We start from the raw sequence: 24582 nt of genomic DNA, 5'->3' as shown, positions 1-24582 counted from the left end.
CCCGGCGGGTGGTCGGTGGTGAGGTGGACGGCCCAGCCGTGGGGTCGTCATCGGCGCTGTCACCCCAGCAGGGATTTGTTCCTGCTGAGGTGACAGCGCCGGATCGTTTGGGGCAGACCCGGCGGGTTCGGCCCGGGGCGCCACCGGACCAGGCGAACGTACGTGGTCACCGCAAGGTGAAAATACTTTCATCGGTGAAAGTTTCGTCGCTGGAAGTATTCTCGGTGGGTGGTCGGCTTCATCGAGCGTGATCGCGAGCTGGCCACGCTGAACAGGATGTTGGGGCGGGTCGCCACCGGGGGCCGGGCGGGGCGGCCTGGGCGGGCGTTGTTGATGCGCGGTCGGCGGCGGGTCGGCAAGTCGCGGCTCGTCGAGGAGTTCGTAGACCGGGTGGGCGTGCCGTACGTCTACTTCACGGCCTCGGCGCAGCCGAGCGTCGAGGCCGATCTGGCGCTCTTCGCCGAGGCCGTGGCCGGCAGCGACCTACCGGCCGCGGCCTTCTTCGCCGACCAGTCGCCACGGACCTGGGACGCCGCGCTTCGTCTGCTCGCCGGTGGGCTGCCGGACCGGCCCAGCGTGGTCGTCATCGACGAGATGCCGTACCTCATCAAGAACGATCCGGGCTTCGAGGGCACTCTGCAGAAGATCTTCGATCGCGAGTTGGCCCGGCAGCCGGCGTTCCTGATCTGTGTCGGATCGGACCTGGCGATGATGGAGGCGCTCAACGAGTACGGCCGGCCCTTCCACCAGCGGGCGACCGAGATGGTGGTGCCGCCGCTGAGCCCTGCGGACACGGCCGCGATGCTCGACCTGCCGGCGGCGGAGGCGTTCGACGCGTACCTGGTGACCGGTGGTCTGCCGCTGATCCTCGATGAGTGGCCGAGCGGGTTCTCCACACTCGACTACCTGGCCGTGGCGGTCACCGACCCGACCTCGGCGCTGCTGGTCAGCGGAGAGCGGTCACTGGCCGCCGAGTTCCCCGCCGACTCCCAGGCGCGGCTGGTTCTCGGCGCGATCGGGTCGGGCGAGCGGACCTTCACGCAGATCGGCCGGGCGGCGGGTGACCTGGCGCATGCTTCGCTGACCCGGGCACTCGACCTTCTGGTGACCAAGCGCATCGTCGAGGCGGATGTCCCGCTGTCCGTGAAGCCGTCTCGTGAGACCCGGTATTCGGTCGCCGATCCGCATCTGCGGTTCTGGCTGGCTCACCTGGGCCCGTACATGGCGGAGATCGAGCGAGGGCGCGGCGACCTGGTCATGCGGCGCCTCCGCCGATCCTGGACGACGTGGCGCGGCCGGGCGATCGAGCCGGTGATCCGTGAGGCGCTTCGCCGCCTGCCGGACCGTCTTCCCGAAGGTACGCAGGCCGTCGGCGGCTACTGGACGCGGACGAACGACCCGGAGATCGACGTCGTGGGCGCCGACCGCGCTCCGGTGGCCAAGACGATCACCTGCGTCGGGTCGATCAAGTGGCTCGAGAACCGCCCGTTCGCCGGGGCGGATCTCAGCCGGCTGATCCTGCATCGGTCGAAGCTGTCCGGCGCCGACGACTCCACGCCTCTACTGGCGATCTCCCGCGACGGCGTTGAGTCAGGGCTCGGAGGGGTTTCGGTGTTCGGACCGGACGATCTCCTCGCAGCTTGGCAGCCGAGCGCGATCCACGAATCCCCTCAGGAGTGACGCGACGTCGACGCCGGTCTTGACGCGACGAGCCCGGCAAACCGGTCATCGTCCGTCGACGTCGACGTCGACGTCGACGTCGACGGCGACCTGACCGTGGCGACGGCGATGTGGCCGTGGCGGCGGTGCGGGGCGGCGTCGAACGGCTCGTCAGAGGCGCTCGACGACGTGGTCGATGCAGGCGGTGAGCGCCTCGACGTCGTCGGGGTCGATCGCCGGGTACATCGCGATGCGCAGCTGGTTGCGGCCCAGGCTGCGGTACGGCTCGGTGTCGACGATGCCGTTGGCGCGCAGGATCTTGGCGACCTCGGCGGCGTCGACTCCCTCGAAGTCGATCGTGCCGACGACGTTCGAGCGGTGGGCGGGGTCGGCGACGAACGGCGTGGTGTAGGAGGTCTTCTCCGCCCAGGTGTAGAGGCGCCGCGCGGAGTCGGCGCTGCGGCCGGTCGACCAGTCCAGGCCGCCGTGCTCCAGGAACCACTCGATCTGCTCGGCCATGAGCAGCAGGGTCGCCACCGCCGGCGTGTTGTAGGTCTGGTCCTTGCGGGAGTTGGTCACCGCGACCGTCAGATCGTAGAAGTCCGGGATGTACCGGCCGGACGCGGCGATCTCCTCGATCCGGGCGAGCGCGGCCGGGGACATCAGCGCAAGCCAGAGCCCGCCGTCGGAGGCGAAGCCCTTCTGCGGCGCGAAGTAGTAGACGTCCGTCTGGGTCACGTCGACGGGCAGCCCGGCGGCGCCGCTGGTCGCGTCGACGAGCACGAGGCCCGAGTCCGACGGCCGCTCGATCGTCATGGCGACGCCGGTGGACGTCTCGTTGTGGGTGAAGGCGTAGACGTCGACCGTGTCGTCCGCCACCGGGGACGGGCGCGACCCCGGCTCGCTCTGGAGCACCGACGGGTCGGACAGCCAGGGCGCCTTCTTCGTGACCTTGGCGAACTTGGAGGAGAACTCGCCGAACACCAGGTGCTGGGACCGCTCCCGTACGATCCCGAAGGCGGCGGCGTCCCAGAACGCCGTGGTGCCGCCGTTGCTCAGCACGACCTCGTAGCCGTCGGGCAGGGAGAAGAGCCGCGCCAGCCCTTCGCGGACCCGCCCCACGAGGGACTTGACCGGCCGCTGCCGGTGCGAGGTGCCGAGGTAGGTCGAACCGGACTCGGCCAGGGCGGCGAGCTGCTCGAGGCGGACCTTCGACGGCCCGGAGCCGAAGCGGCCGTCGGCGGGCTTGAGGCTGTCGGGGATCACGATGTCGGTCACGTGCAGCAAGCCTAGTTCAGCCCGGCCACTTCGCAGCGGACCTTTCCAGGAGTTGAGACGCCCGGCCGTCCCCGGCTCAGCGGCGGCGGAGGGCCCGGACGGCGAGGCCGAGGAGGCAGAGGACGCAGGCGGCCGAGACGGCCGCCGGGTAGAGCCACGGGCGGCCCTGCCGGTGGGCGTCGAGGGCCGCGCCGCCGGAGTCGTACGCGAGCAGGGCCAGGGCGCCGGCCATCACCCAGGCGATGATCCGCCAGGAGACCGCGTCGCGCCGCCGGGCGCGTTCGCGCCGCTCGCGTTCGTAGCGCAGCAGTTCGGCGTCGCGCTCGTCGGGTTCCTCGTCGCGGGGACCGGTGTACACGGCCTGATCCTCCTCGGCGCCAGAACGGCCCGTGGTGCCGGGAGCATCACGGGCCGTACGGAGCGGGACTCCTTCAGCGCTTGTCCAGCACCTCCGAGGCGCCCTCGACGTCGGTGACCGGGCGGGACGCCGGGCCGACGTAGTGGGCGCTCGGACGGACCAGACGCCCGGTGCGCTTCTGCTCCAGGATGTGCGCGGCCCAGCCCGCGGTACGGGCGCAGGTGAACATGGCCGGCATCATGTGCGGCGGAACCTCGGCGAAGTCGAGGATCACCGCGGCCCAGAACTCCACGTTCGTCTCGATCGCGCGGTCGGGACGGCGCTCGCGCAGCTCGGCGAGGGCGGCGTCCTCCAGCGCCTTGGCCGCCTCGAACCGCGGGGCGTTCAGCTCCTTGGCGGTACGGCGCAGCACGCGGGCGCGCGGGTCCTCGGCGCGGTAGACGCGGTGGCCGAAGCCCATGAGGCGCTCGTGGTTGTCCAGGATGTCGGTCACGACCTTGCGGGCGTCACCGAGCTGCTCGACCTTCTCGATCATCGGCAGGACGCGCGCCGGGGCGCCGCCGTGCAGCGGGCCGGACATCGCGCCGATGGCGCCGGAGATCGAGGCCGCCACGTCGGCGCCGGTGGAGGCGATGACGCGGGCGGTGAAGGTGGAGGCGTTCATGCCGTGCTCGGCGGCGGAGACCCAGTACGCGTCGATGGCCTTCACGTGCTTCGGGTCGGGCTCACCACGCCAGCGGATCATGAACCGCTCGGTGATCGTCTTGCCCTCGTTCACGCGGTTCTGGGAGACCATCGGCAGGCCGAGGCCGCGGGCGCTCTGCGCCACGAACGACAGCGCGGTCACGGACGTACGGGCCAGGTCCTCGCGGGCCTGCTCGTCGCTGATGTCCAGCAGCGGGCGCATGCCGTACGCCGGAGCGATGATCGGCAGCGCGCTCTGGACGTCGACGCGGACGTCACCGGAGTGCACCGGCAGCACGTGCGGCTCGGCCGGGGTCAGTCCGGGGGTGAAGCTGTTGTCGACCAGCAGCCCCCATGCGTCGCCGAAGGAGACGCGGCCAACGAGATCTTCGATGTCCACTCCCCGGTACCGGAGAGCGCCGCCCTCCTTGTCCGGTTCAGCGATCTCAGTCTCGAAGGCGACCACGCCTTCGAGGCCGGGTTTGAAGTCGGACATGTTCTGTCCTGCCTTTCGTCCCCTTGATGTACAGACGCCAACTGGTAATTGAACCGCTTCATCCTCCGTGAGCCGTACCCGGGGGGGTGTGAGATGCGCAATTCTTTCCGTTTGAGCAACTCTCGCGGGAACCTTGTCTCGTCGTCCATGGTCTCTCGCGAGAGGATGTCCTGTCGTGGAGCACCTTGATGTCGCCGCCCTCCGAGAGTCGTACTCCGGTGTGGGCCTACATGCCCGCGACCTCGCGGCCGACCCGCTGACCCAGTTCGGAACCTGGTTCACCGACGCCGTCGGGGCGGGTCTGCCCGAGCCCAACGCGATGATCCTGTCCACCGTCGACGCCGACGGGAAGCCGAGCACGCGGACGGTCCTGCTGAAGGGGTACGGCCCGGAAGGGTTCCGTTTCTTCACGAACCACCGGTCCCGCAAGGCGCAGGCGATCGCCGCCGATCCCCGTGTCGCCCTGCTGTTCCCGTGGCACCCGCTGCGCCGCCAGGTGATCGTCGAGGGCGTCGCGGAGCGCCTGTCGCGGGAGGAGTCGGAGGAGTACTTCCAGACCCGCCCGCACGGCTCGCAGCTCGGGGCCTGGGCGAGCGAGTACCAGTCCGCGGTCGTCTCGAACCGAAGCTCGATCGAGAGCCGGTACGCCGAACTGGCCGCGCGCTGGCCGGACGAGGTGCCCATGCCGGACTTCTGGGGCGGCTACCGCGTCGTCCCGGCGACCGTGGAGTTCTGGCAGGGGCGGACGAACCGCCTACACGACCGGCTCCGCTACCGCCGCGCCCACCCGAACGAAGAGGGCGAATGGGTCATCGAGAGACTTAGGCCGTGAGTCCGAACCCCGATCCCCCCTCTTCCGAGCTCGACTCCGCGACCGAGGACGCCCCTTCACCGGCGCCGCAGCCCGCCCCCACCTCGGGCCTTCGCGGGCTGGCGCGGCGAGCGGCGATCGACACGCGTCCCCTGAGCGACCCGTCGTTCCGGCGGCTGTGGCTCGGGCAGGCCGTCTCGTTCACCGGCTTCCAGCTCACCTCGGTGGCGATCTCCGTCCAGGTGTACGCCCTGACGAAGTCCTCGCTGTGGGTGGGACTCCTCGGTCCGGCCAACCTCATACCGCTGATCGTCTTCGGGCTCTGGGGCGGGGCGGTCGCCGACGCCATGGACCGCCGGCGGCTGCTCGTCCTGGCGTCGCTCGTCACGTGGGCGGCCACGCTGGGCCTGCTGATCCAGGCGATGCTCCACCTCGGGAACGTTCCACTGATCATCGGACTGGTCGTCGTCCAGTCGGTCGGATTCGCGATCACCTCGCCGACCCGCGGCGCCGTGATCCCGCGCCTGCTGCCGGTCACGCTCGTCCCGGCGGCCAACACCCTCAACTTCACCGCGTCCCAGACCGCGACCTTCATCGGCCCCGTGCTGGCCGGTGTCGTGATCGGGAACAACCGGTACGCGCTGGCGTACGGCATCGACGCCGTGCTCTTCACGGTCGGGCTGTACGCCGCGATCCGCCTGCCGGCGATGCCGCCCCTCGGCGACAGGTCCGACCGTCCGGGACTGCGCTCGGTCTTCGAGGGCCTGCGGTTCCTCGGCACCCGGCCGGTGCTGATGATGTCGTTCGTCGTCGACATCATCGCGATGGGCGTGGCCATGCCGAGGGCGCTGTTCCCGGAGGTCGCCGACACCCGCTTCGGCGGTGAGCAGGCCGTCGGCTGGCTGGTCGCGGCCATCGCCGTCGGCGCCGTCGTCGGCGGCCTGCTGTCCGGCTGGATCGGCCGCATCCGACGCCAGGGCGTCGCCCTGATCGCCGTCATCGCGGCCTGGGGACTCGCCGTGGCGGCGGCCGGGCTCGCGCACTCGCTGTGGCTCGCCCTGCTGTTCCTCGCCCTCGGCGGCGCGGCCGACCTCGTGTCGTCGGTGTTCCGGCAGACGATCCTGCAGACGTACGCCCCGGACGAGATGCGCGGCCGCCTGCAGGGGGTGTTCACGGTCGTGGTCGCGGGCGGTCCCCGGCTGGGCGACCTGCGTGCCGGGGCCGTCGGCGCCGCGGTCGGCGCGACCGCGTCCTGGGTCGGCGGCGGCATCGCCTGCGCGGTCCTCGTCGTCCTGGTCGGGCTGGCCGTCCCGTCCTTCCTCCGCTACACCACCGACGGATAGCCGGGGACGGAGAGGACTCGCCGCGGCGGGGCGTTGCCCGGGAGCGATCGGCCCACTACCGTTCGCACCGCCTAAGTGATCTTCCGACCCGCCCGGAACCGAGGTCCCTTCATGCAGCGACGCATGCGAGCGGCGTTGACGCTCGCCCTGATCGGTCTGCCCGCGGCGCTCGGCGCGGCTCCCGCCCGTGCCGCCGCCCGTACCCCCGGAGTCGCCGACCTCGACGGCGACGGGTACGGCGACCTGGTGATCGGGGCGCCGGCCGCGAGCGGCGGCGGCCGGGTGACGGTCGTGTACGGCTCACGGAACGGCGTCGACCTCGGACGTCACCGGGTCCTCGCGCCGCTCCGGTCCGGAGGGGCGTTCGGGACGGCCGTCGCGACCGCGGACTTCGACGGCGACGGCCGTACGGACCTGGCCGTGGGCGCGCCGGGCCGCGGCACGATCGAGATCTTCGCCGGGAGCAGGTCGGGTCTGAGCCGCCGGGCCGTCCTGACGCCGGGAGGCGGGGCGGGCCGGGCCCTGGCGGTCGGCGACGTCGACCACGACGGGCGTCCCGACCTCCTGGTGGCGGGCGACTCCGCGCTCCTGGTCATCGGCTTCGCCACCGGTGTTCCGACGGTCGTCGCCACCGTGAAGGGCCGGACCGCCCGCCGGGTCGCGATCGCGGCCGGGGACGTGAACGGCGACGGGTACGCCGACGCGGCCTGGAACGCCGACGGCGTCCTCCGCATCCTCCACGGATCGAGGACCGGCCTGCGCGCGGTGTCCGGAACGGCGAGCGTCGGGTCCACCGGCGGCCTGGCCATCGCCGACGTGAACGGGGACCGCCGCGGCGACGTCGTCGCGGGCGACCCCGGCGGCGCCCACGGCGGGCTCGTGAAGATCTACCCGGGCGGTGACCTGCGGCATTCGCGGGCGTACGGGCAGGACTCCAAGGGCGTGCCCGGCAAGGGGGAGAAGGGCGACGAGTTCGGCGCGGCGGTCGTCGCGCGCGACCGGGACGGCGACGGGCGCGCCGAGGTGGTCGTCGGCGCCCCCGGCGAGGCGATCGGGAAGCGCCGGAACGCCGGGGCCGTGACCGTCCTGCGCGGCGACACCCACTGGAACCTCGGCGCGGGCTCCTCGTCGTTCAGCCAGGACACCGAGGGCGTGCCGGGCGTCGCGGAGGCCGGCGACCGGTACGGCGCCGCGCTGTCCCTGGCCGACCTCGACGGCGACACGAGGCTCGATCTCGCCGTCGGCACGCCCGGCGAGAACGACGGCGACGGCGGTGTCTCGATCTACCCCGGGCAGGGGATCGCGGGCATGACCGTGTTCGGGGGGAGATCCGCCGGACTGTCCGCCGCCAAGGCGGCCTTCGGCGCCTCCCTGTCGGGCTGATCCCACCCTGTCGGGCTGATCCGACCCGAAAGGATCAGTGCAGGACCTGCGCGGCGACCTTCAGATCCGAGACCAGGCCGGCGAACGCCGCGTCGCGGTCGTCGGCGCGCAGGACGGCCGACGGGTGGACGGTTGCGACGTAGAAGCCGTTCTGCGTGGCCGACTCGTCGTCCAGCGGCGGGCGCGGGATCAGCTGCCCGCGCTGCTTCGTCACCCGGAACGAGGGGCCCAGCAGCGCCTTGCCGGCCGTCGCGCCGAGAACGACGATCACCTCCGGGTCGATGATCCGCAACTCGGAGGTCAGCCACGGCTTGCACGCCGTGATGTGGGCGGCGTCGGGCGTCTGGTGGATGCGGCGCTTCCCGGGCCCGGACTGGCTGTATCTGAAATGTTTCACCGAGTTGGTGACATATGCGTCGCCCCGCTCGATGCCCGCCTCAGCGAGCGCCTTGTCCAGTAGCCGGCCGGCCGGGCCCACGAACGGCGCGCCCTGCCGGTCCTCCTGGTCGCCGGGCTGCTCGCCGACCAGCACGACCCGCGCGGCCGCGGTGCCCGATCCGAGCACCGCCTGGGTGGCGTTCTCGTACAGGTCACAGCCCCGGCAGTCCTGGACGGCGCGTCGCAGGCCGTCGAGGTCCGCCCCTGCCGGGACGTACTGCTCGGCTCCCTCGAAACGTGTCATGGCGCGCTCAATCTACCCATGGCGCGCGGCCCGAATCCGTCGGGGAAGAGCAGGTCCGCGCGGAACGTTCATAACAAAAGAGTAGGAGGATCGCCCCCCGCCGTCCTCGGTTCCCCAACCGTCGCTGATCCGCCGTAGCATGGGGCGAGACTGGAGGAAGCCTTGACCGCACACGGCTTGATCGACACCACGGAGATGTACCTCCGGACGATCTTCGAGCTCGAAGAGGAGGGCATCGTCCCTCTTCGCGCGCGTATCGCCGAGCGGTTGTCGCAGAGCGGTCCGACGGTCAGCCAGACGGTCGCGCGGATGGAGCGCGACGGCCTGCTCAAGGTCGAGGGCGACCGCCATCTGGAGCTCACCGACACCGGCCGTTCGCTGGCCGTCCGGGTCATGCGCAAGCACCGCCTCGCCGAATGCCTGCTGGTGAACGTCATCGGCCTGCCCTGGGAGGACGTCCACGTCGAGGCCTGCCGCTGGGAGCACGTGATGTCGGAGGAGGTCGAGCGGCGCCTGGTCGCCCTGCTCGACGGCCCGTCGACGTGCCCGCACGGCAACCCGATCCCCGGCCTGGCCGAGCTCGGCGCCGACATCGACATCGAGGCGTGGGCGGACCCGCGGACCGCGGAGCCGCTGGCGCTGATGACCGAGGTCGCCACCGCGACGGGGGTGCCCGTGGTCGTCCAGCGGATCAGCGAGCAGGTGCAGGGCGATCGCGCGCTGATGGTCAGGCTCAAGGAGATCGGGATCCAACCGGGACGAGAGGTGACGCTTGCGGCCGCCGATGAGGGTATTCGAGTGACATGTGACGACACCGCCGACAGCCGCTCCACCGAGATTCCGCGCCGTGTCGCCTCTCACGTCTTCGTCTCGAAGCGCTGAGTTGCGGGTTCGACGTATCCCGGCGCGGCATTCGTCGTTCAATAGTCCGGGGGGACCACATCCGGGGGGCCGAGTGATCGATCGCAAGGTGACAGGCCCATGAAGCGCAGGGGTGATCCGCCCATCGACGCTTTCCTGCCGCCGAAGACCGTCCTGGACGCCGTCGAGATGGCGGTCATCGTCTGTGACCGTTTCGGCAACGTCCTGTACACCAACGCCTTCACCGAGACGCTGCTCGGATTCGGCGGCCCGGAGTACATCGGCCGGTCGTGGCTGTCGCTCGGCGTCGCCGAGGAGGACCACGAGCAGGCCAAGGACCTGGCGCGGCGGGTGCTGCGCGGCGCGGTGTGGGAGGGGACCTTCTGCAACGTCCGGGCCGACGGCAGCACCATCTACACCCGCGCGTACGCCGTGCCCCTGCGCCATCCCTCGGGCGGCATCGAGGGCCTCGTCATCTTCGGCCGGGAGGCGCTGCGCAGCAACCAGCGCGACCAGGAGCGCTACGGCCTGCTGGAGCGGGTCGGCGAGCGCCTGGCCGCCTCGCTGGAGCTGCCGCAGACGCTGCGGCGCGTCGCCGACACGCTCGTCCCGCAGTTCGCGGACCACTGCTTCATCGACCTGTTCAGCGGGGACACGCTCGTACGCCGGGTGTCCCGGCACGCCGCCGGCTGGATCCCGCCGGCGGGCACCTGGGCGGACGTCGGCGAGACGGTGGAGTACCCGCCCGGTCACTTCAACGCCAAGGCCATGACCCGGCGTGACGCGGTGCTGATCGAGGACGTCGTCGCCGACTACATGAAGGCGCCGAACCCGGCGAGCAAGCGGCTCGCCGAGGAGGTCGGCGTGACGTCGGTCATCTCCGCTCCGCTGCTCGCACGCGGCGAGCTGCTGGGCGTGATGAGCCTGGCGCTGTCCGGCATCACCGTACGGCCCGATCCGCACTACGACGGGTTCGACCGCGACCTCATCGGCGCCATCGCGAGCCGGGTCGCGCTCGCGATCGACAACGCGATGCTGTTCGAGGAGGAGCGGGAGACCGCCCTGGCGTTCCAGAAGCACCTCCTGCCGGGCGACCGGCCGCCGTGCCCCGACGGGCTGGAGATCGCGTGGCGCTATGAGCCGGCCCGCCCCCTGGAGTCGCACGGGCAGGGCATCCAGACGCAGGTCGGCGGCGACTGGTACGACGTGATCCCGCTGTCGGCGGGCCGGGTCGGCCTGGTCATCGGCGACGTCGAGGGCCGTGGCGCCCGCGCCGCCGCCGTCATGGGGCAGCTGCGGGCGGCGCTGCGCGCGTTCGCGCAGGACGACAAGCCGCCGGCCGACATCCTCGCCAAGCTGGACGAATGGGTGCGCACCATGAGCACCCCGGTCCGCTCCGGCACGACCGGGGCGGAGGCCGAGGGATCGGAGATCCCGCTGGTCTCCGTCACCTACTTCGTGTACGACGCCTGGTCCCGCACCCTGTCCTTCGCGAACGCCGGCCACCAGCCGCCGCTGCTCGTCCTCGACGGCGAGGTGGGGGAGTTGGAGGCCACCGGCCGGGGCGCCATGCTCGGCGTCCGCCAGCCGGGCGTGGGCGGCGAGATCCGGTACGAGGAGGAGACCCGTGAGCTGCCGCCCGGCAGCACCCTCGTCCTCTACACCGACGGCCTGATCGAGCGCCGGCCGAAGGAGGACGGCGACTACCACAGCCGCGAGGAGGCGCGCGAGCTGCTGTACGAGGCCGTCCGCAAGGCCGCGCGCGGCGGCGTCGAGGCGGTCGCCAACGCGGCGTACGAGGCGGTGCCCGGCGACATCGACGACGACGTGGCCATCGTGGTGGTCCGCACCGCGCCGACCCGGCTGAGCTTCGAGGAGCGCACGTTCCCCGCCGAGCCGATCATGGTCTCCGAGGCACGCCGGCTGGCCGCCGAGACGTTCGCCGACTGGGGGATGCTGGACGAGCAGTCCGAGCTCGCCTGCCTGCTGGTCTCCGAGGTCGTCACGAACGTCGTGCTGCACGCCGCCAACACCCCCGCCCCGCGGCGCGAGTTCGTGCTGGAGGGCGCGCTGGGCCTCGACGGCCCCGGCGGGTTCGACGACGCCTGGGACCTGCCCGACCTGACCCGCCGCGAGCCCGCGACGAAGGACTTCACGCTCCGGCTGCGGCGCGGGCAGAAGGCCGTCTGGGTCGAGGTGCTGGACAAGGACATGCGGCTGCCCCGCATCAGGAGCGCGGGGGAGACCGACGAGGGCGGCCGCGGCCTCTACCTCGTCGACCAGCTCGCCGCCCGCTGGGGCTCCCGGCCCACCAACGACGGCAAGGCCGTCTGGTTCGAGATCCCCCTGAAGTCCTGACCCGTGTCGGGCCCGGAAGGCCGTCCAGGACGGCCTCCGAGCACCGGCGGGATCCGACCCTAAGGCCGGTCGAAGGACGGCAGCGCGGCCGGAGGCTTCGGCTTGGTGTCCGTCCAGTTCGACGTGCGGTCGGCCTGGTAGTCGATGATGAACCCGGGCTTCATCTCCGAGTACGGGCCGCCCGGCTTGGTCAGTTCGCTCTGCACGGACAGCAGTGCGCCGGTGCTCTCGTCGAAGATGACCACCGTGCGCCAGCGGTAGGTCCCCCGCTCGGCCTTCGGCCCGCCGTACTCGCCGGTCACCGTCGTGGGGCGGTCGTCGGAGGCCAGCGCGACGCCCCGGCGGCCCAGCGGGTCGGTGTCGTGCCCGATCGCGTGGACCCCCGGCTGGGCGGCCAGCGCTCGCATCAGGCCCGCCCGGACCTTCGGCGGTGTCGGCGACAGCCCCACCAGGGCCGCCACTCTGTGTATCTTGAGGCTGGCCACCGCGACCGGTGCCGGTAGCGACTTCCCGTTCCGGAAACCCGTCGCCTTCCTCATCTGCGAAGAATTCAGGAACTTCTTGGCGAGTTCGGCGGAGTCGGTCGGCAGATTCTGCAGGTCTTCGGCCGATGCGCCCAGGAAGTCCCCGCCGCCGTGCGGGTCGATCCCGCTCGGGCCGTCCACGCTCCACTTCGTCCCCTTGGCGGTGAAGGAGTCGTAGTGATCACCGGACCACACCCGGAAGGTCGTCGGCGACCCGGCCTTGCGCCACAGACTCTCGTCGCGCCGGCCCACCGGGTGAGCCGGGAGGTCGCGCCGGTAGTACGCCTCACCCAGACCGCGCTTGACACCGTGCCAGCTGAACGTCTCCGAGGTCGCGCCGGTGATCGCGTAGGTCCCCGTCTTGGAGCGGATGATGTAGGACTGACCGTCGAACGTGTCGATGTACCAGTACTTGCCGGTCGGCTGGCGTTCGGCGTTGTCCGCGGCCGCGAGGAACGCGCCCCTGTAGTCCAGGCGCACCGTGCGGACCGGCGCGGGCGTGCTCCCTCCGCCGGGCGTGGCGCCCCCGGTGAGCGCGATCGACACGGTGGCGGCCGTGCCCGCCGCGACGACGCCGCCCAGTCCCCACCACAGCCGGGGCGGCGTACGGCGCGGCGGCCTGGCCAGGAGTGCCTTCGCCCGGGCGATCTCCCGGGCGGTGGGCGGAGCGGGCTCGGGGTAGGCGTCCCGGACCATCCGCACCTCATCCATGTTGTTCCTCCAGAGTGAGCATCGGATCGGTCCCGCCCAGCGCCTTGCGCAGTTTGGTTCGGGCACGGTTCAGCCGGGAGCCGACCGTGCCATAGGGGATCCCCAGGGCCGCCGCGACCTCGTCGTGGCTGAGATCGGCCAGGGCGACGAGCAGCAGCACGTCGCGCTGCCCGCGCGGCAGCGCCGCGATCGCCTCGGCGAGCTCGCCGCGCAGGCCCTCGGCGCTGACCCGCGCGTCGGTCCGGTCGGTGTGCTCCTCGGCGTCGCGGCCGGGGCCGAGGCGGGCGAGCGCCCGCAATGCGCGGGTCTCGGTCCGCTGGTGCCTGCCGACCACCTTGGTCGCGATGCCGAACAGCCAGGTGCGCATGCTCCCCCGAGCCGGGTCGTAGCGTCGGCGATGCCGGAACGCCTCCAGGAACGTCTGCGCCGCGACGTCGGCGGCGGCGTCCGGGCCGAGCCGCTTCGCCGCGTACCGGTGGATCTCGGCGAAGTGGGCGTCGAAGACCTCGTCGAAACGCTCGGCCGGGTCGGGCGGGGGGTCCCCTGTCATCGGGTGCCTTTCCATGGCGCGGATGGCGGTCACTGGGTATCACCCGCGACCGGCCCCCGCTTTCCCCCGGACGAGATCTAGGGTGGAGGAGTGCTGGCGTGGGAGGTCCGCGAGCCCGGGCCGATCGAGACCGGGCCGCTGCGGGCGGTCGACCGGCCGGTGCCCGAGCCGGGGCCCGGAGAGGTGCTGCTGCGCGTACGCGCCTGCGGCGTGTGCCGGACCGACCTGCACGTCGCCGAGGGCGACCTGCCGCCGCACCTGCCCGGGGTGACCCCCGGGCACGAGATCGTCGGTGAGGTCGTCACGCCGGGGGCCCGGTTCGCCGCGGGGGACCGGGTCGGCGTCGCGTGGCTGCGCGGTACGTGCGGCATGTGCGCCTACTGCCGGCGCGGCGACGAGAACCTCTGCCCCCACTCGACCTACACGGGCTGGGACGCGCACGGCGGATACGCCGAGTTCGCGGTCGCCCCCGAGGCGTACCTCTATCCGCTGCCCGGCGACCGGCCCGACGCGGAGCTCGCGCCGCTGCTGTGCGCGGGGATCATCGGGTACCGCGCGCTGCGCAGCGCCGCGCTCCCGCCGGCCGGCCGGCTCGGCATCTGGGGGTTCGGCGGGTCGGCGCACCTGGCGGCGCAGGTCGCCATCGCCCAGGGCGCCGTGGTCCACGTGTTCACGCGGGCGGCGGCGGCCCGGACGCTCGCCCTGGAACTCGGCGCGGCGTCGGCGCAGGACTCGTTCGACCCGACTCCGGAGCCCCTCGACTCGGCGATCATCTTCGCGCCCGCCGGGGAGCTCGTCCCGGCCGCCCTCGAACGCCTCGACCGTGGCGGCACCCTCGCGATCGCCGGCATCCACCTCACCGACGTCCCGGCGCTCAACTACCAGGCCCACCTGTTCCAGGAACGCCGGCTCCGCAGCGTCACCGCGAACACCCGCGCGGACGGCGAGGAGTTCCTCGGGCTCGCCGACCGGCTCGGACTGGAGGTCATGGTGACGCCCTACCCCTTGGCCGAGGCGGACCGCGCCCTGGCGGACCTGGCCGGCGACCGGGTCAACGGCGCGGCGGTGCTGCTCCCGCCCGATCCCCGTTAAGCGGGCTCGGCCGCGACGTACGCCCACGACTGGGTGAACCACAGCTCCCGGCCGATCAGGCGGGGACGGGCGCCGGTCTTCGGCCCGCCGTCGAGCTCGGCGGTCAGCTCCGCGCGGAGGTCGTCACCGCCGTCGGACGCGGCGAGCCACGGCTCGACCGGCCGTTCGATCGTGAAGACGTCGAGGCGGCGCGTCTGCCCGCCGGCCTCGCGGACCAGCTCCACCAGCTCGTCGAACGTGCGCGTCGTCGTACGGTCGGGATCGCGGACGCGTTCGACGCGGCCGCTGTCGCCGGCCCGGGTCCGTACGACGTCGGCGACGACGAGCCGTCCAGCGCAGACGCCGAGGAGCCGCCGGATCAGGGCGACGGGGTCGGCGTCCGGTGTCGGGGTCAGGCGGGCGGTGATGAGCGTGAACGGCCCCTCGGGCACGGACGCGGCGTCCGCGCTGGTCATCTCGCGCACCCACGGGCCGAGGAGGCCGGAGGTGTCGCAGCCGACGTCGAGACAGGTGTCGTCCGGGCGGGGCTCGGCGAAGTCCACGAGTCTGCGCAGATGACAGGCGGTCTCGCTGGCGTGCGCGCTGACTTGCGGCATCGATCGTCTCCCGGCAGAAGAGTGCTTCGTACGCGATATGACGCCTCAGCGGCACCGTCGGTTCAGTGCGGACGCTATTTACCGGCGCGCTGCCCCCACACCATGAGTACCACGATCACGAAAATGACCATGAGCCCGATCAGGCGGTCACGGGACATGCCGAGCCCGACCCGCTTCGCGACGCGGCTGACGATGAACGCCAGCAGGATCGCCAACAGTACGAGCGTTACGACCCCACTCACGCTTTTCTCCTCCGGTCCGACCCGCGCCCAGCGTAACCCGGCGGAAGCCTCCGCTGCATGAGGCCGGTCATCAGGGGGTAGGGTGCGAGGACAACTACCGAGGGTGACACGGTGACTACCGACAGGGGGCACTCAATGCAGCGTCATCCGTACCTGCTCGCGCTATCGGCGGCGGCCGTCCTCGCCGCGGCGGGCGCGGCATGCGGCGCCGGGGGCGCGCAGCCGTCGGGGGTGACGGCCTCGCCGACGATCTCTCCGACGGCCTCGCCGGCCCCGGGAAGACTCTCCGAGCAGGACCGCACCTGGCTGGCCGACATCCACCAGGCGAACCTCGCGGAGGTCGAGGCCGGCGGACTGGCGCAGAAGAAGGGCGCCACGAAGGCGGTGCGCGACGCGGGCCGGAAGCTGGCGACGGACCACACCCACCTCGATCGGAAGGTCGTCGCCACCGCGCGGCGGCTCGGCGTCTCCCTGCCGTCGACGCCGGCGCCCGCCGACACGAACGCGGCGGACCGGATGCGCAACGAATCGGGCAAGACCTTCGACCAGGACTTCCTCAGCACGATGATCAGCGGGCACGAGGGGGCGATCGCCAAGACCAAGAAGCAGATCTCCCAGGGGTCCTCGCCCGAGGTGGTCGCCCTCGCCAAGCAGACGCTTCCCCATCTGCAGGACCACCTCGCCATGCTGCGGAAGGCCCAGCCGTCCGGCTGACCCGGTCGCGACCGCCGGGCTGACACCGGTCGCGGTCGTCCAACCGACCCGGTCGCGATCGTACGGCCGACCCGGGCGCGATCGTACGGCCGACCTGCGCGTGGTCGTCCGGCTACGCGGTCACCGGTTCGCCTCGGCGGGGGTGGACTCGGAGGCGAGCAGGTCGTCGAGCGCGGTGAGGAGCCGGTCGATCGGGATGCACAGGGCCTCGTCGGCCGACCCGCCGTCCGCGCCGGACCGGCGGGCGCGCAGCCGTTCCCGCAGCCGTTCGTCCGTCTCCCGCAGCGCGTCGTCCCCGGCCGGCGGCGGCCACGGCGTCTCGAAGTGACGGCACCGGAACGCCCGTACGCTGTCGGCGCAGTGGTCGAGCACGTCGCAGTACAGCGCGACGAGCTCCCGGTCGGGTTCGGGCATCCCGGCCTCGAAGGCGTCCACGAGCGTGCGCTGCAGGCTCGCCGTCCGCTTGGCGACGACCTCCAGCGGCGGGAGGGCGGGCGTCGGGTCCGGGTCCTCCGCCCGCCGCCGGCGGGGATTGAGCCACAGACTCTCCCGGCCCCGCTCGATCGCCGCCCAGGCGTCCTCGGCGTGCGCGACGGTCCGATCGGCCTTGCGGACCCACTCGCCGGCCGTGTCCGCCTGCCAGGTCTCCCGGAGCGCGGCGGCCGCGCCGTTCAGCAGCTCGGCGAGCTCGTCGGCGAAGGCCTCGATGGTCCGGCGGGCGCCCCGCAGGTGGACCGGCGGCACGATGAGGGCGTTCACGCCTACGCCGACGAGCGTGCCCAGCCCGGTCTCCAGCAGCCGGGAGACGAGCTGATGCGCGGACGGAGCGCCCGAGGTGAGCACCAGGATCGCGGTCGTGGCCGCGTAGATGCCCTGGTCGCCGAACCCGCGCCAGTACGCCAGTGGCATGATCACCACGAGCACGATCGCCAGCGTAAGGGTCCGGTCGCCGACCAGCAGGTAGGCGCCCGTGGCGGCCAGCAGGCCGACGACGACGGCGACGAGCTGCTGCACGCCCTTGACGATCGAGCGGTAGACGGTCGCGTTCACCATCACGAGCGCGACCCACGGGGCGAGGTAGGCCAGCGGCGCGTCGAGCCACAGGGCGGCGATCACCCAGGCGAGCAGCGCGGCCCCGGCCGCCTTGAGGGACTGCACGACGACGTCCCGCTCCCGCCCGGGGTGACGCGCGGCGCTCTCGGCGGAACGCAGCAGTCTTCGAGGCTGTGGACGCGGCCATGGGGGCGGGGGAGTTCGACGCATCTTCCGCCTCGTGCCCGGAACAGGCGGGTGTTTAACGTGTGACCTGCGGGGCGGCGGCGGTCATCGCCGGGTCCGGGGCAGGGCGAGGAGCAGGAACAGGCCGACGAGGATCAGAACCAGCCCGAACACGCATCCGGTCGCGAACGCGTGGTCCCACCCCCGGGGCACCGCCCGGAAGACCACGACGCCGGTCAGGGCGACGCCCACCGACCCGCCGACCTGCTGGGCGGTGGACAGCACTCCCGAGGACAGCCCGGAGTTCCGCGAGTTGTGGGGCGGCCACGACGTCCGCGGCCACGCCCCGGCCCGCAAGCGCATCGCCCATCCGACCGCCGGCCTGATCGAGCTGGACTACGTCAAGCTCGAATGCGTCGGCCGCCCCGGCCAGCTCCTCACCGCCCACCTCCCCGCCGACGCCGCCTCCGCCGCCAAACTGAGGAGCCTCGTCCAGGGCTCCTGACCGCGTACGGCGCGATGGCGGCCGCTCGGCGCCTTCGCGGCGGGTCCGCTCAGGATCCGGCCACCCGTACGACGTACTTGCCGGCGCCGCGGCCCTCGGCCAGCCGCTGGTGGATGCCGGGGACCTCGGCGAGCGAGCCGACCTCGGTGACGGGGACCGTCAGCCGGCCGTCCGCGACCAGGTCGAGGAGACGGCGCAGGGCGCTCGCCACGCGCCCCGGCGCGGTGACCGCCAGGGAGCTGATGCTGAACCCGGCGACGGCGATGTTGCCGGCGCGCAGCCGCTGCAGGTCGGGCAGCGCGGCCGCCTGCCCGCCGCCCGCGTTGCCGAACAGCACGATGCGCCCGCCGGGCGCGGTGACGGCCAGGTCGGTCTCCAGCAGCGCGGTGCCCTGGGGGTCCAGGACGACGTCCACCGAGCCGCCGGACGCGCGGATCGCCTCCGCCACGTCGCCGTCCCGGGAGACCACGACGTCGTAGCCGCTCTCCTTCGCCGCGGCGACCTTGTCGGCGCGGCCGACGGTGCCGATCAGGCGCCCGCCGCCCAGCGCGGGCACCAGCCGGGCCACCGCCCCGCCCACACCGCCGCTCGCGGAGTGCACCAGCACGGTCTCGCCGGGGCTGAACCGGGCGGCGTCGGTGAGCAGGAGCAGGGCGGTCGTGAGCATCAGCGGAGTCGCCGCCGCAGTGGCCGACGGCACTGCGTCCGGGATCGGGACGGTGAGCGCCGCCGGCGCGAGGGCGACCTCGGCCAGGCCGCCGGCCCCGGGCGTGAACGCCGCGACCCGTTGCCCAACGACCAGGCCCGACACGCCCTCGCCCACCTCGCGCACCGCCCCGGCGACCTCCTTGCCCGGCGTGTGCGGCCACGCGGAGACGTAGCCGGCGTCGCCGCGCCGGGCCATCACGTCGAGGAAGTTGATCCCGGCGTCGGTCACGTCGATCGTCACCTCGCCGGGGCCGGGACGCGGCGCCTCGACCTCCCGGACCTCGGTACGGTCCGGTCCCTCCGACGGCGCGGTCATCACCAGAGCACGCATGACGTCTCCTCTTCGACTTTCGACGTTCGTCGTACGACGAACGTCGTATCACGGTTGTACGATGATTGTCGAAAGAGAGGTCGCCGCCATGCCCCGATCGCAGCGTCGCGCGCTCACCCACCCCGACATCGCCGAGATCGACCTGCTGGACGTCCTGCACGCCCTGTCGGATCCCACACGCATGACGATCGTCCGGACGCTGCGCGCCGCTCCCGAGCGGGCCTGCGGGACGTTCCCCGTGGACGTCGCGCCGTCGACGCTCACCCATCACTTCCGCGTGCTCCGCGAGGCCGGCGTGATCCGTCAGCGCGAGGACGGCAACCGGCGCTGGACCACCCTGCGCCTCGACGACCTCGACGCCCGGTTTCCCGGCGTGCTCGGCGCCCTCGTCACCGCGTACGAGCGGCAGCTCGAAGCGCCGGTGCCTCAGCCGCAGTGATCCCCGTCGCAGGCGTCCGGCTCGGCGACGGACGCCGCCTGCGCCGCCGTCTCGTTGAGCAGCCGCCGGGGGCCGGGGCCCTGCTCGCCCAACCGGTCGTACGGGTTCGACAGGCGGCACCGGCTCAGCGACAGGCAGCCGCAGCCGACGCAGTCGGTCAGGTCGTCGCGCAGCCGCTGCAACTGCTCGATGCGGGCGTCGAGCTCACTCCGCCAGGAGGCGGAGAGCGCGGCCCAGTCCTTCCGGGTCGGCGTCCGCTCGTCCGGGAGTCGCGACAGGGCGTCGCGGATCTGGTTCAGCGGGATGCCGACGCGCTGGGAGACCCGGATGAACGCCACGCGCCGCAGCACGTCGCGCGTGTAGCGGCGCTGGTTGCCCGCGGTGCGGCGACTGCGAATCAGGCCCTTGGCCTCGTAGAAGCGCAGCGCGGAGACCGCGACCCCGCTCCGCGTCGCGACCTGGCCCACGGTGAGTTCGCAGGCGTCCCATCGAGGCTGTTCCATGCGTGCCACTCTAAAACCTCAACGATGCTTCAGATCCAGACCGCTCCGGCCGGACGGCGCGGAGCGCCGAGGATCCTGGTGCCCGGGACGACGAATGGTCTCGGCGGGAATCGGCGGGATTCGTCCGCGCCCACCATTTCGGCGGCAGGCTCATGCCGAGAGTGGGCACGGTCATATGGACGGGGGAGCGGAGCGAGGTAACCTGGTACTGACCGAATAGCATTCGGTTCTTGTTGGGACGGAACCCGGGAAGATACTTGGAGGCGTCGTGGCCGAGGCGTACATCGTCGGAGCGGTCCGTACCCCCGTCGGCACCAAGAAGGGCGCCCTCGCGGCCGTGCACCCGGCCGACCTGGGCGCGCACGTTCTCAAGGAGCTCGTCGAGCGCACGGGCGTCGACCCGGAGGCGGTCGACGATGTGATCATGGGCTGCGTCATGCAGGTCGGTCCGCAGTCGCTCGACATCGCCCGTACCGCCTGGCTGTCCGCGGGCCTGCCCGAGCGGGTCCCCGGCGTCACCATCGACCGGCAGTGCGGGTCGTCGCAGCAGGCGATCCACTTCGCCGCCCAGGCCGTCCTGTCCGGCACCCAGGACCTCGTCGTGGCCTCCGGCGTCGAGAACATGGGCATGGTCCCCATGGGCTCCAGCGTGGTCATGGCGCTGGAGAAGGGCATGCCCTTCCCGTACGGCGAGGGCTGGTCCGCGCGGTACGGCGACCAGGAGATCTCCCAGTTCCGCGGCGCGCAGCTGATGTGCGAGAAGTGGGGTTTCAAGCGGGGCGACCTGGAGGCGTTCGCGCTGGAGAGCCACCGGCGCGCCGTCAACGCCATCGAGAACGGGTACTTCGACCGGGAGACCGCGCCCATCGCGGGCGTGACCAAGGACGAGGGCGCCCGCGCGGACACGTCGCTGGAGAAGATGGCGGGCCTGCAGCCGCTGCGCGAGGGCTGGGAGCTCACCGCCGCGGTCGCCTCCCAGATCTCGGTCGGCGCCGGCGCGCTGCTGATCGCATCGGAGGAGGCCGTCCGCGAACACGGCCTGACGCCGCGCGCCCGCATCCACACGCTCGTCGTCGAGGGCTCCGACCCGGTGTACATGCTGACCGGGCCGATCCCCGCCACCGAGAAGGCCCTGGGGCGGGGCGGGCTGTCGATCGACGACATCGACGTGTTCGAGGTCAACGAGGCGTTCGCGCCGGTTCCGCTGGCGTGGGCGCGCGAGACGGGCGCCTCGCTGGAGAAGACCAACCCGAACGGCGGCGCCATCGCGCTCGGCCACCCGCTGGGCGCCACGGGCAGCATTCTGATGACCAAGCTCCTGCACGAGCTGGAGCGCACGGGCGGCCGCTACGGTCTGCAGACGATGTGCGAGGGCGGCGGCCAGGCCAACGCCACCATCATCGAGCGGCTCTGACCGAGGACCACCGGACGGGGCGGGGCGCCGGCGCGCCCCGCCCCGTCACGCCTGAAGAGACGCGCTCCGCACTCGATGCGTAAAGAAGCGCACAACCTGGGCGTGTACGGGTCATCCGATCGGCGTGCCGTGCCCCACGATGGCACGCGTCATGGTCCTCACTGAAGAAGAACACCGGCCGCTGTACTCCGTCGGCCAGGTCGCCGCGATGCTGGAGACGCGCCGGCGCTTCCTGCACCGCCTCGATCGGTACGGCGTGGTCCGCCCCCGGCGCACGCCGGGCGGTCACCGGCGCTACTCGGCGTACGAGGTCGGCCGGATCCGCCGGGTCATCGAACTGGCCGACGAGGGTGTCACGCTGGCCGGCATCCGCCACATCATGAGCCTGGAGAAGCGCGTACGGGAGCTGGAGGCCCAGCTCGACGCCGCCTGGGACCGTGTCCTCCACCTGGAGAAGCGCCCGATGATCCCGCGGATGCGCCGCGAGCGGATCCCCCCGATCTGAACGGCTCGGCCCGGCGTGGACGCGGCCGGATCGCGCCTGCGACGGCTCGGCCGTCGGGACGCGGCGGGGTCGCGCCTCTGGACGGCTCACCCCTGCGCGGACGCGGCCGGATCGCGCCTGCGACCGCTCAGCCGTCGGACCAGGGCCGGACCTCGAGGTCACCGAGCCACGCGAGGTCCGCGCGGTCCTCGTCGGCGAGGACGCGGATCGCCTCCTCCGCCTCGGCCGGCGTCACGTGGCGGCCGCGCGAGCTCTGCGTGGTGGTGTCGGGGCTCTCCAGCCACAGCCGGGGCCCGTCCTCCCAGATCAGCTGGACGATGGCGCCGGACCGGCCCTCGAACGTCGCGAAGTCGCCCTTCCTCGGTGTCAGGCCGAGCAGGACCTGGCGGGCCCCGGCGAGCGGCATCGGCACCCCGTCGTCTTCACCGCGCCCTCGGGCGTAGTCGCGATAGGTCACCGTGAGCGGGCCGGCGTCCTCCGGCTCGGGGCCGCCGGGCCAGGCGGCGAGCCGCCCGAAGCGCCGCCGCCGCCACGTCATGGGCACCGCGATCCGCCGGCCGGGGTCGCCGTTCCAGTCCGGAGCGAGGCCGTGGCGGCGCAGCACGGCGACGACCTCTTCACCGATTCGAGTGGTCGCGGCCTCGTCCCCGCCGAACGTGCCGTAGGCCAGGTACACCCCGTGGCCGGCGACGGCGGCCTGCACGTCCTGGTGGTGGCAGAAGACGTACCCGCGCATCCCGGCGCCCTCCGGCGCCTCCGCGCCGATCTCGGCGGTGCCGCAGCTCTGGCAGCACGCGAAGTCCTCCCGTGCGACGATCCCGGCCATCTCCAGCTCCCGGAACGCCCGGATCAGCCGGTCGGCGTCGAGGAGGTCCGGCCAGGACTCCTGGTCGGAGCGGTAGGCCGCGAACTCCTCCGCCGCGATCTCCGCGGCCGCCGCGCGCACCGGACCGGCCTCCGCCACGCCGTGGAGGTGCTCGACGCAGTCCTCGATGACGGCGTCGAAGTCGAGGTCCCCGATGGCGAGCGCCTCACGGATGTGCTCCCGGAGGGCGTTGCGGTCCGCTGTGTCGATCACAGCGGCGATCATCGCAGACCGGGCGGACATCCCCGCCTCAGGAGCGCGTGCGGTCGTAGTGCCGCCGGGCCTTGTGCCGGTTGCCGCAGCGCCGCATCGAGCACCACTGGCGGTTGCGGGCGGGGGAACGGTCGACGAAACGGACCCCGCAGTCGGGAGCGGCGCAGACGCGCAGCAGGTCGTCGCCGGTCAGGAGTCCGACCGCGTCGACGGCGAGACGGGCCAGGGCGGCGGCCGTGGACTCCTCGCGCGGCGCGGCGACGGGACGCCCGGCATCGTCCAGGGCCAGTGTGGGGACCGGTGGCGCGGCCGCGATCGCCGCGTTGACGACGTCGGCCGCCTCCCGCGTGGTCCGGGGGAGCGTCTCCCCGGCGTCCGTGACCGCCCCGCGGTCGGCCGCACTCACGCCCGGGAACGCGAGGAGGTCGATGGCCTCGCGCAGCCGCCGTACGGCCCGCAGGCCGGCGTCGTCCGGGGCGCCGGGCAGGCCCGCCTCCCGCAGCCAGGCCGCCAGGTCGGCGGGCGTGCGCAGGGTCTCGCGGCCGCCCAGCTTGCGGTCGCGGATCGTGTTGACCAGGTCGACGCTCGCCCGGCCGCCGTCCCAGAGCCAGTCCGCCATAACCCCATCATAGGGTTAGACTGACTATAACCGTATAAGGAGGTTAGAGATGGCGATCGCGACGGTCAACGGCATCCGCATGCACTACCGGCAGGCGGGCGACGGGCCCCTGCTGGTCCTCCTGCACGGCTGGCCGCAGACGGGACACTGCTGGCGGCACCTCGTGGCGCCGCTCGCCGAGGCGTACACGGTGGTGGTCCCCGACCTGCGCGGGTACGGCCGCAGCGACCTGCCGAGGGACGGCCACGACAAGCGCACCCGCGCGGAGGACCTGCACCGGTTGATCCGCGTGCTCGGCCACGAGTCGGCGACCGTCATCGGCCACGACCGGGGCGCACGAGTGGCGCACCGCTGGGCGCTCGACCACCCCGGCGACATCGAGCGGCTCGTCCTCATGGACATCATCCCGACGCGCGAGATGTGGCGCCGGATGGACGCCGGCCTGGCCCGCCGCACCTGGCACTGGCTGTTCCACCTCCAGCCCGACCTGCCCGAACTCCTCGCCGGAGCGAATCCCGGCGCGTACGTCCGGTACCTCATCGACGCCTGGGCGCACGTGCCGCTCCCCGAGGAGGACATCGCGGAGTACGTCCGGGCGTTCTCCCGGCCGGGCGCGCTGCGGGCCGGCTTCGACGACTACCGCGCCGCGGACGAGGACGCCGCGCACGACGAGGCCGACGCGGGCCGGAGGATCCCGATGCCGCTGCTGGCGCTGTGGGGCGAGCACAGCTTCCTGCAGACGATCGACACCGTGGCGGTCTGGCGCGACTACGCCGAGGACGTCACCGGCACGATGATCGAGGACTGCGGCCACTTCCTCGCCGAGGAGCGCCCCGAGGCCGTCCTGGCCGAGCTCCGCGGCTTCCTGCCGCGCCTGAAGGCGGCCCACGGCGCCTGAGCGGACGTAGCCCCCGGCTGGT

General features: G+C 72.6%; 26 protein-coding genes. 13 read left to right on the top strand and 13 right to left on the bottom strand.

Features of this window, described 5'->3' with window-relative positions; all coding sequences use genetic code 11:
- The first annotated feature begins 228 nt into the window (after nucleotides 1-228).
- Nucleotides 229-1680: an ATP-binding protein gene (locus tag NE234_RS45215; protein WP_252778032.1), complete on the top strand. Its 1452-nt coding sequence runs from the start codon at nucleotides 229-231 to the stop codon at nucleotides 1678-1680.
- 150 nt (nucleotides 1681-1830) lie between these two features.
- Here NE234_RS45215 and serC read toward each other — a convergent pair whose 3' ends face one another.
- The 3 genes from serC to NE234_RS07005 form a co-directional block, all read right to left on the bottom strand.
- A complete protein-coding gene (serC, locus tag NE234_RS07015; protein WP_252778031.1) occupies nucleotides 1831-2937 on the bottom strand; it encodes a phosphoserine transaminase in 1107 nt (368 codons plus the stop codon).
- Between the two features lie 76 nt (nucleotides 2938-3013).
- Nucleotides 3014-3295, bottom strand: a complete 282-nt coding sequence (locus NE234_RS07010) for a hypothetical protein (protein WP_252778030.1) — start codon at nucleotides 3293-3295, stop codon at nucleotides 3014-3016.
- Between the two features lie 73 nt (nucleotides 3296-3368).
- A complete protein-coding gene (locus NE234_RS07005; RefSeq protein ID WP_252778029.1) occupies nucleotides 3369-4475 on the bottom strand; it encodes a citrate synthase 2 in 1107 nt (368 codons plus the stop codon).
- A gap of 175 nt (nucleotides 4476-4650) precedes the next feature.
- Between NE234_RS07005 and pdxH the strand changes: the two genes are divergently transcribed.
- The 3 genes from pdxH to NE234_RS06990 all read left to right on the top strand — a co-directional run bounded on the left by pdxH (nucleotide 4651) and on the right by NE234_RS06990 (nucleotide 8012).
- Nucleotides 4651-5307 (top strand): pyridoxamine 5'-phosphate oxidase, encoded by a 657-nt coding sequence (gene pdxH, locus NE234_RS07000; RefSeq protein ID WP_252778028.1) that lies wholly within the window; start codon nucleotides 4651-4653, stop codon nucleotides 5305-5307.
- On the top strand, nucleotides 5304-6629 hold the full coding sequence (locus NE234_RS06995) for an MFS transporter (protein WP_252778027.1): 1326 nt from the start codon (nucleotides 5304-5306) through the stop codon (nucleotides 6627-6629). The genes pdxH and NE234_RS06995 overlap by 4 nt, the downstream gene beginning before the upstream one ends.
- A gap of 111 nt (nucleotides 6630-6740) precedes the next feature.
- Complete coding sequence (locus NE234_RS06990; protein ID WP_252778026.1) at nucleotides 6741-8012, top strand: FG-GAP repeat domain-containing protein; 1272 nt, start codon at nucleotides 6741-6743, stop codon at nucleotides 8010-8012.
- A 34-nt stretch (nucleotides 8013-8046) separates the two neighbouring features.
- On the opposite strand, the gene NE234_RS06985 is transcribed toward NE234_RS06990, so the two are convergent.
- Nucleotides 8047-8694 (bottom strand): UdgX family uracil-DNA binding protein, encoded by a 648-nt coding sequence (locus NE234_RS06985; protein ID WP_252778025.1) that lies wholly within the window; start codon nucleotides 8692-8694, stop codon nucleotides 8047-8049.
- A gap of 162 nt (nucleotides 8695-8856) precedes the next feature.
- On the opposite strand from NE234_RS06985, the gene NE234_RS06980 reads away from it, so the two are divergent.
- Together NE234_RS06980 and NE234_RS06975 are read left to right on the top strand one after the other, a co-directional pair.
- Nucleotides 8857-9576 carry a metal-dependent transcriptional regulator gene (locus NE234_RS06980; RefSeq protein WP_256528331.1) on the top strand — a complete coding sequence of 240 codons (720 nt, stop codon included), beginning with the start codon at nucleotides 8857-8859 and terminating at the stop codon, nucleotides 9574-9576.
- A gap of 99 nt (nucleotides 9577-9675) precedes the next feature.
- Nucleotides 9676-11913 (top strand): SpoIIE family protein phosphatase, encoded by a 2238-nt coding sequence (locus NE234_RS06975; RefSeq protein WP_252778024.1) that lies wholly within the window; start codon nucleotides 9676-9678, stop codon nucleotides 11911-11913.
- A gap of 59 nt (nucleotides 11914-11972) precedes the next feature.
- Here NE234_RS06975 and NE234_RS06970 read toward each other — a convergent pair whose 3' ends face one another.
- Both NE234_RS06970 and NE234_RS06965 read right to left on the bottom strand, forming a co-directional pair.
- Complete coding sequence (locus NE234_RS06970) at nucleotides 11973-13148, bottom strand: CU044_5270 family protein (RefSeq protein WP_252778023.1); 1176 nt, start codon at nucleotides 13146-13148, stop codon at nucleotides 11973-11975.
- Nucleotides 13141-13698 (bottom strand): RNA polymerase sigma factor, encoded by a 558-nt coding sequence (locus tag NE234_RS06965; protein WP_252778022.1) that lies wholly within the window; start codon nucleotides 13696-13698, stop codon nucleotides 13141-13143. Before NE234_RS06965 ends, NE234_RS06970 begins: the two co-directional genes overlap by 8 nt.
- Nucleotides 13699-13788: 90 nt before the next feature.
- Between NE234_RS06965 and NE234_RS06960 the strand changes: the two genes are divergently transcribed.
- Nucleotides 13789-14790, top strand: coding sequence for a zinc-binding alcohol dehydrogenase family protein (locus tag NE234_RS06960; protein WP_252778021.1), 1002 nt, complete (start codon nucleotides 13789-13791; stop codon nucleotides 14788-14790).
- Here NE234_RS06960 and NE234_RS06955 read toward each other — a convergent pair.
- Nucleotides 14787-15386, bottom strand: a complete 600-nt coding sequence (locus NE234_RS06955; RefSeq protein WP_252778020.1) for a class I SAM-dependent methyltransferase — start codon at nucleotides 15384-15386, stop codon at nucleotides 14787-14789. The genes NE234_RS06960 and NE234_RS06955 overlap by 4 nt on opposite strands.
- Nucleotides 15387-15460: 74 nt before the next feature.
- Nucleotides 15461-15601, bottom strand: coding sequence for a hypothetical protein (locus NE234_RS06950; RefSeq protein WP_252778019.1), 141 nt, complete (start codon nucleotides 15599-15601; stop codon nucleotides 15461-15463).
- A 162-nt stretch (nucleotides 15602-15763) separates the two neighbouring features.
- Here NE234_RS06950 and NE234_RS06945 point away from each other — a divergent pair, with 162 nt between their 5' ends.
- The gene (locus NE234_RS06945) at nucleotides 15764-16342 is read left to right on the top strand and encodes a DUF4142 domain-containing protein (RefSeq protein WP_252778018.1); all 579 of its coding nucleotides are present in this window, start codon (nucleotides 15764-15766) and stop codon (nucleotides 16340-16342) included.
- A gap of 120 nt (nucleotides 16343-16462) precedes the next feature.
- Here the strand turns inward: NE234_RS06945 and NE234_RS06940 are convergent, their stop codons facing one another.
- Nucleotides 16463-17500, bottom strand: a complete 1038-nt coding sequence (locus NE234_RS06940) for an FUSC family protein (RefSeq protein WP_252778017.1) — start codon at nucleotides 17498-17500, stop codon at nucleotides 16463-16465.
- Between the two features lie 115 nt (nucleotides 17501-17615).
- Here NE234_RS06940 and NE234_RS45820 point away from each other — a divergent pair, with 115 nt between their 5' ends.
- Nucleotides 17616-18065, top strand: a complete 450-nt coding sequence (locus NE234_RS45820) for an MmyB family transcriptional regulator (protein ID WP_406566951.1) — start codon at nucleotides 17616-17618, stop codon at nucleotides 18063-18065.
- 49 nt (nucleotides 18066-18114) lie between these two features.
- Here NE234_RS45820 and NE234_RS06925 read toward each other — a convergent pair whose 3' ends face one another.
- Nucleotides 18115-19104 carry a quinone oxidoreductase family protein gene (locus tag NE234_RS06925; RefSeq protein WP_252778014.1) on the bottom strand — a complete coding sequence of 330 codons (990 nt, stop codon included), beginning with the start codon at nucleotides 19102-19104 and terminating at the stop codon, nucleotides 18115-18117.
- A gap of 61 nt (nucleotides 19105-19165) precedes the next feature.
- Here NE234_RS06925 and NE234_RS06920 point away from each other — a divergent pair, with 61 nt between their 5' ends.
- Nucleotides 19166-19543, top strand: coding sequence for an ArsR/SmtB family transcription factor (locus NE234_RS06920; protein ID WP_252778013.1), 378 nt, complete (start codon nucleotides 19166-19168; stop codon nucleotides 19541-19543).
- On the opposite strand, the gene soxR is transcribed toward NE234_RS06920, so the two are convergent.
- A complete protein-coding gene (gene soxR, locus NE234_RS06915) occupies nucleotides 19531-20046 on the bottom strand; it encodes a redox-sensitive transcriptional activator SoxR (RefSeq protein WP_252778012.1) in 516 nt (171 codons plus the stop codon). The two genes, NE234_RS06920 and soxR, sit on opposite strands and share 13 nt — an antisense overlap.
- A 268-nt stretch (nucleotides 20047-20314) precedes the next feature.
- Between soxR and NE234_RS06910 the strand changes: the two genes are divergently transcribed.
- Nucleotides 20315-21460, top strand: a complete 1146-nt coding sequence (locus tag NE234_RS06910; RefSeq protein ID WP_252778011.1) for an acetyl-CoA C-acetyltransferase — start codon at nucleotides 20315-20317, stop codon at nucleotides 21458-21460.
- Nucleotides 21461-21611: 151 nt separating this feature from the next.
- The gene (locus NE234_RS06905; RefSeq protein WP_252778010.1) at nucleotides 21612-21965 is read left to right on the top strand and encodes a MerR family transcriptional regulator; all 354 of its coding nucleotides are present in this window, start codon (nucleotides 21612-21614) and stop codon (nucleotides 21963-21965) included.
- A gap of 127 nt (nucleotides 21966-22092) precedes the next feature.
- Here NE234_RS06905 and NE234_RS06900 read toward each other — a convergent pair whose 3' ends face one another.
- Nucleotides 22093-23043 (bottom strand): DUF6891 domain-containing protein, encoded by a 951-nt coding sequence (locus NE234_RS06900; protein WP_252778009.1) that lies wholly within the window; start codon nucleotides 23041-23043, stop codon nucleotides 22093-22095.
- Nucleotides 23044-23080: 37 nt separating this feature from the next.
- A complete protein-coding gene (locus tag NE234_RS06895; RefSeq protein ID WP_252778008.1) occupies nucleotides 23081-23662 on the bottom strand; it encodes a CGNR zinc finger domain-containing protein in 582 nt (193 codons plus the stop codon).
- 49 nt (nucleotides 23663-23711) lie between these two features.
- Between NE234_RS06895 and NE234_RS06890 the strand changes: the two genes are divergently transcribed.
- A complete protein-coding gene (locus NE234_RS06890) occupies nucleotides 23712-24560 on the top strand; it encodes an alpha/beta fold hydrolase (protein WP_252778007.1) in 849 nt (282 codons plus the stop codon).
- Nucleotides 24561-24582 lie beyond the last annotated feature (22 nt).

Source organism: Actinoallomurus rhizosphaericola (assembly GCF_024055675.1).
GTDB lineage: Bacteria > Actinomycetota > Actinomycetes > Streptosporangiales > Streptosporangiaceae > Actinoallomurus > Actinoallomurus soli.
Note: the sequence above shows the minus strand (reverse complement) of the source record. Positions and strands in the feature narration are given on the sequence as shown.

Excerpts from the sequence above, each read along its gene's own strand:
- NE234_RS07005 (WP_252778029.1), bottom strand. The coding sequence starts at position 4,475 with ATGTCCGACTTCAAACCCGGCCTCGAAGGCGTGGTCGCCTTCGAGACT.
- NE234_RS06990 (WP_252778026.1), top strand. The coding sequence starts at position 6,741 with ATGCAGCGACGCATGCGAGCGGCGTTGACGCTCGCCCTGATCGGTCTG.
- NE234_RS06985 (WP_252778025.1), bottom strand. The coding sequence starts at position 8,694 with ATGACACGTTTCGAGGGAGCCGAGCAGTACGTCCCGGCAGGGGCGGAC.
- NE234_RS06975 (WP_252778024.1), top strand. The coding sequence starts at position 9,676 with ATGAAGCGCAGGGGTGATCCGCCCATCGACGCTTTCCTGCCGCCGAAG.
- NE234_RS06970 (WP_252778023.1), bottom strand. The coding sequence starts at position 13,148 with ATGGATGAGGTGCGGATGGTCCGGGACGCCTACCCCGAGCCCGCTCCG.
- NE234_RS06965 (WP_252778022.1), bottom strand. The coding sequence starts at position 13,698 with ATGACAGGGGACCCCCCGCCCGACCCGGCCGAGCGTTTCGACGAGGTC.
- NE234_RS06955 (WP_252778020.1), bottom strand. The coding sequence starts at position 15,386 with ATGCCGCAAGTCAGCGCGCACGCCAGCGAGACCGCCTGTCATCTGCGC.
- NE234_RS06945 (WP_252778018.1), top strand. The coding sequence starts at position 15,764 with ATGCAGCGTCATCCGTACCTGCTCGCGCTATCGGCGGCGGCCGTCCTC.
- NE234_RS06925 (WP_252778014.1), bottom strand. The coding sequence starts at position 19,104 with ATGCGTGCTCTGGTGATGACCGCGCCGTCGGAGGGACCGGACCGTACC.
- NE234_RS06920 (WP_252778013.1), top strand. The coding sequence starts at position 19,166 with ATGATTGTCGAAAGAGAGGTCGCCGCCATGCCCCGATCGCAGCGTCGC.
- soxR (WP_252778012.1), bottom strand. The coding sequence starts at position 20,046 with ATGGAACAGCCTCGATGGGACGCCTGCGAACTCACCGTGGGCCAGGTC.
- NE234_RS06905 (WP_252778010.1), top strand. The coding sequence starts at position 21,612 with ATGGTCCTCACTGAAGAAGAACACCGGCCGCTGTACTCCGTCGGCCAG.
- NE234_RS06895 (WP_252778008.1), bottom strand. The coding sequence starts at position 23,662 with ATGGCGGACTGGCTCTGGGACGGCGGCCGGGCGAGCGTCGACCTGGTC.
- NE234_RS06890 (WP_252778007.1), top strand. The coding sequence starts at position 23,712 with ATGGCGATCGCGACGGTCAACGGCATCCGCATGCACTACCGGCAGGCG.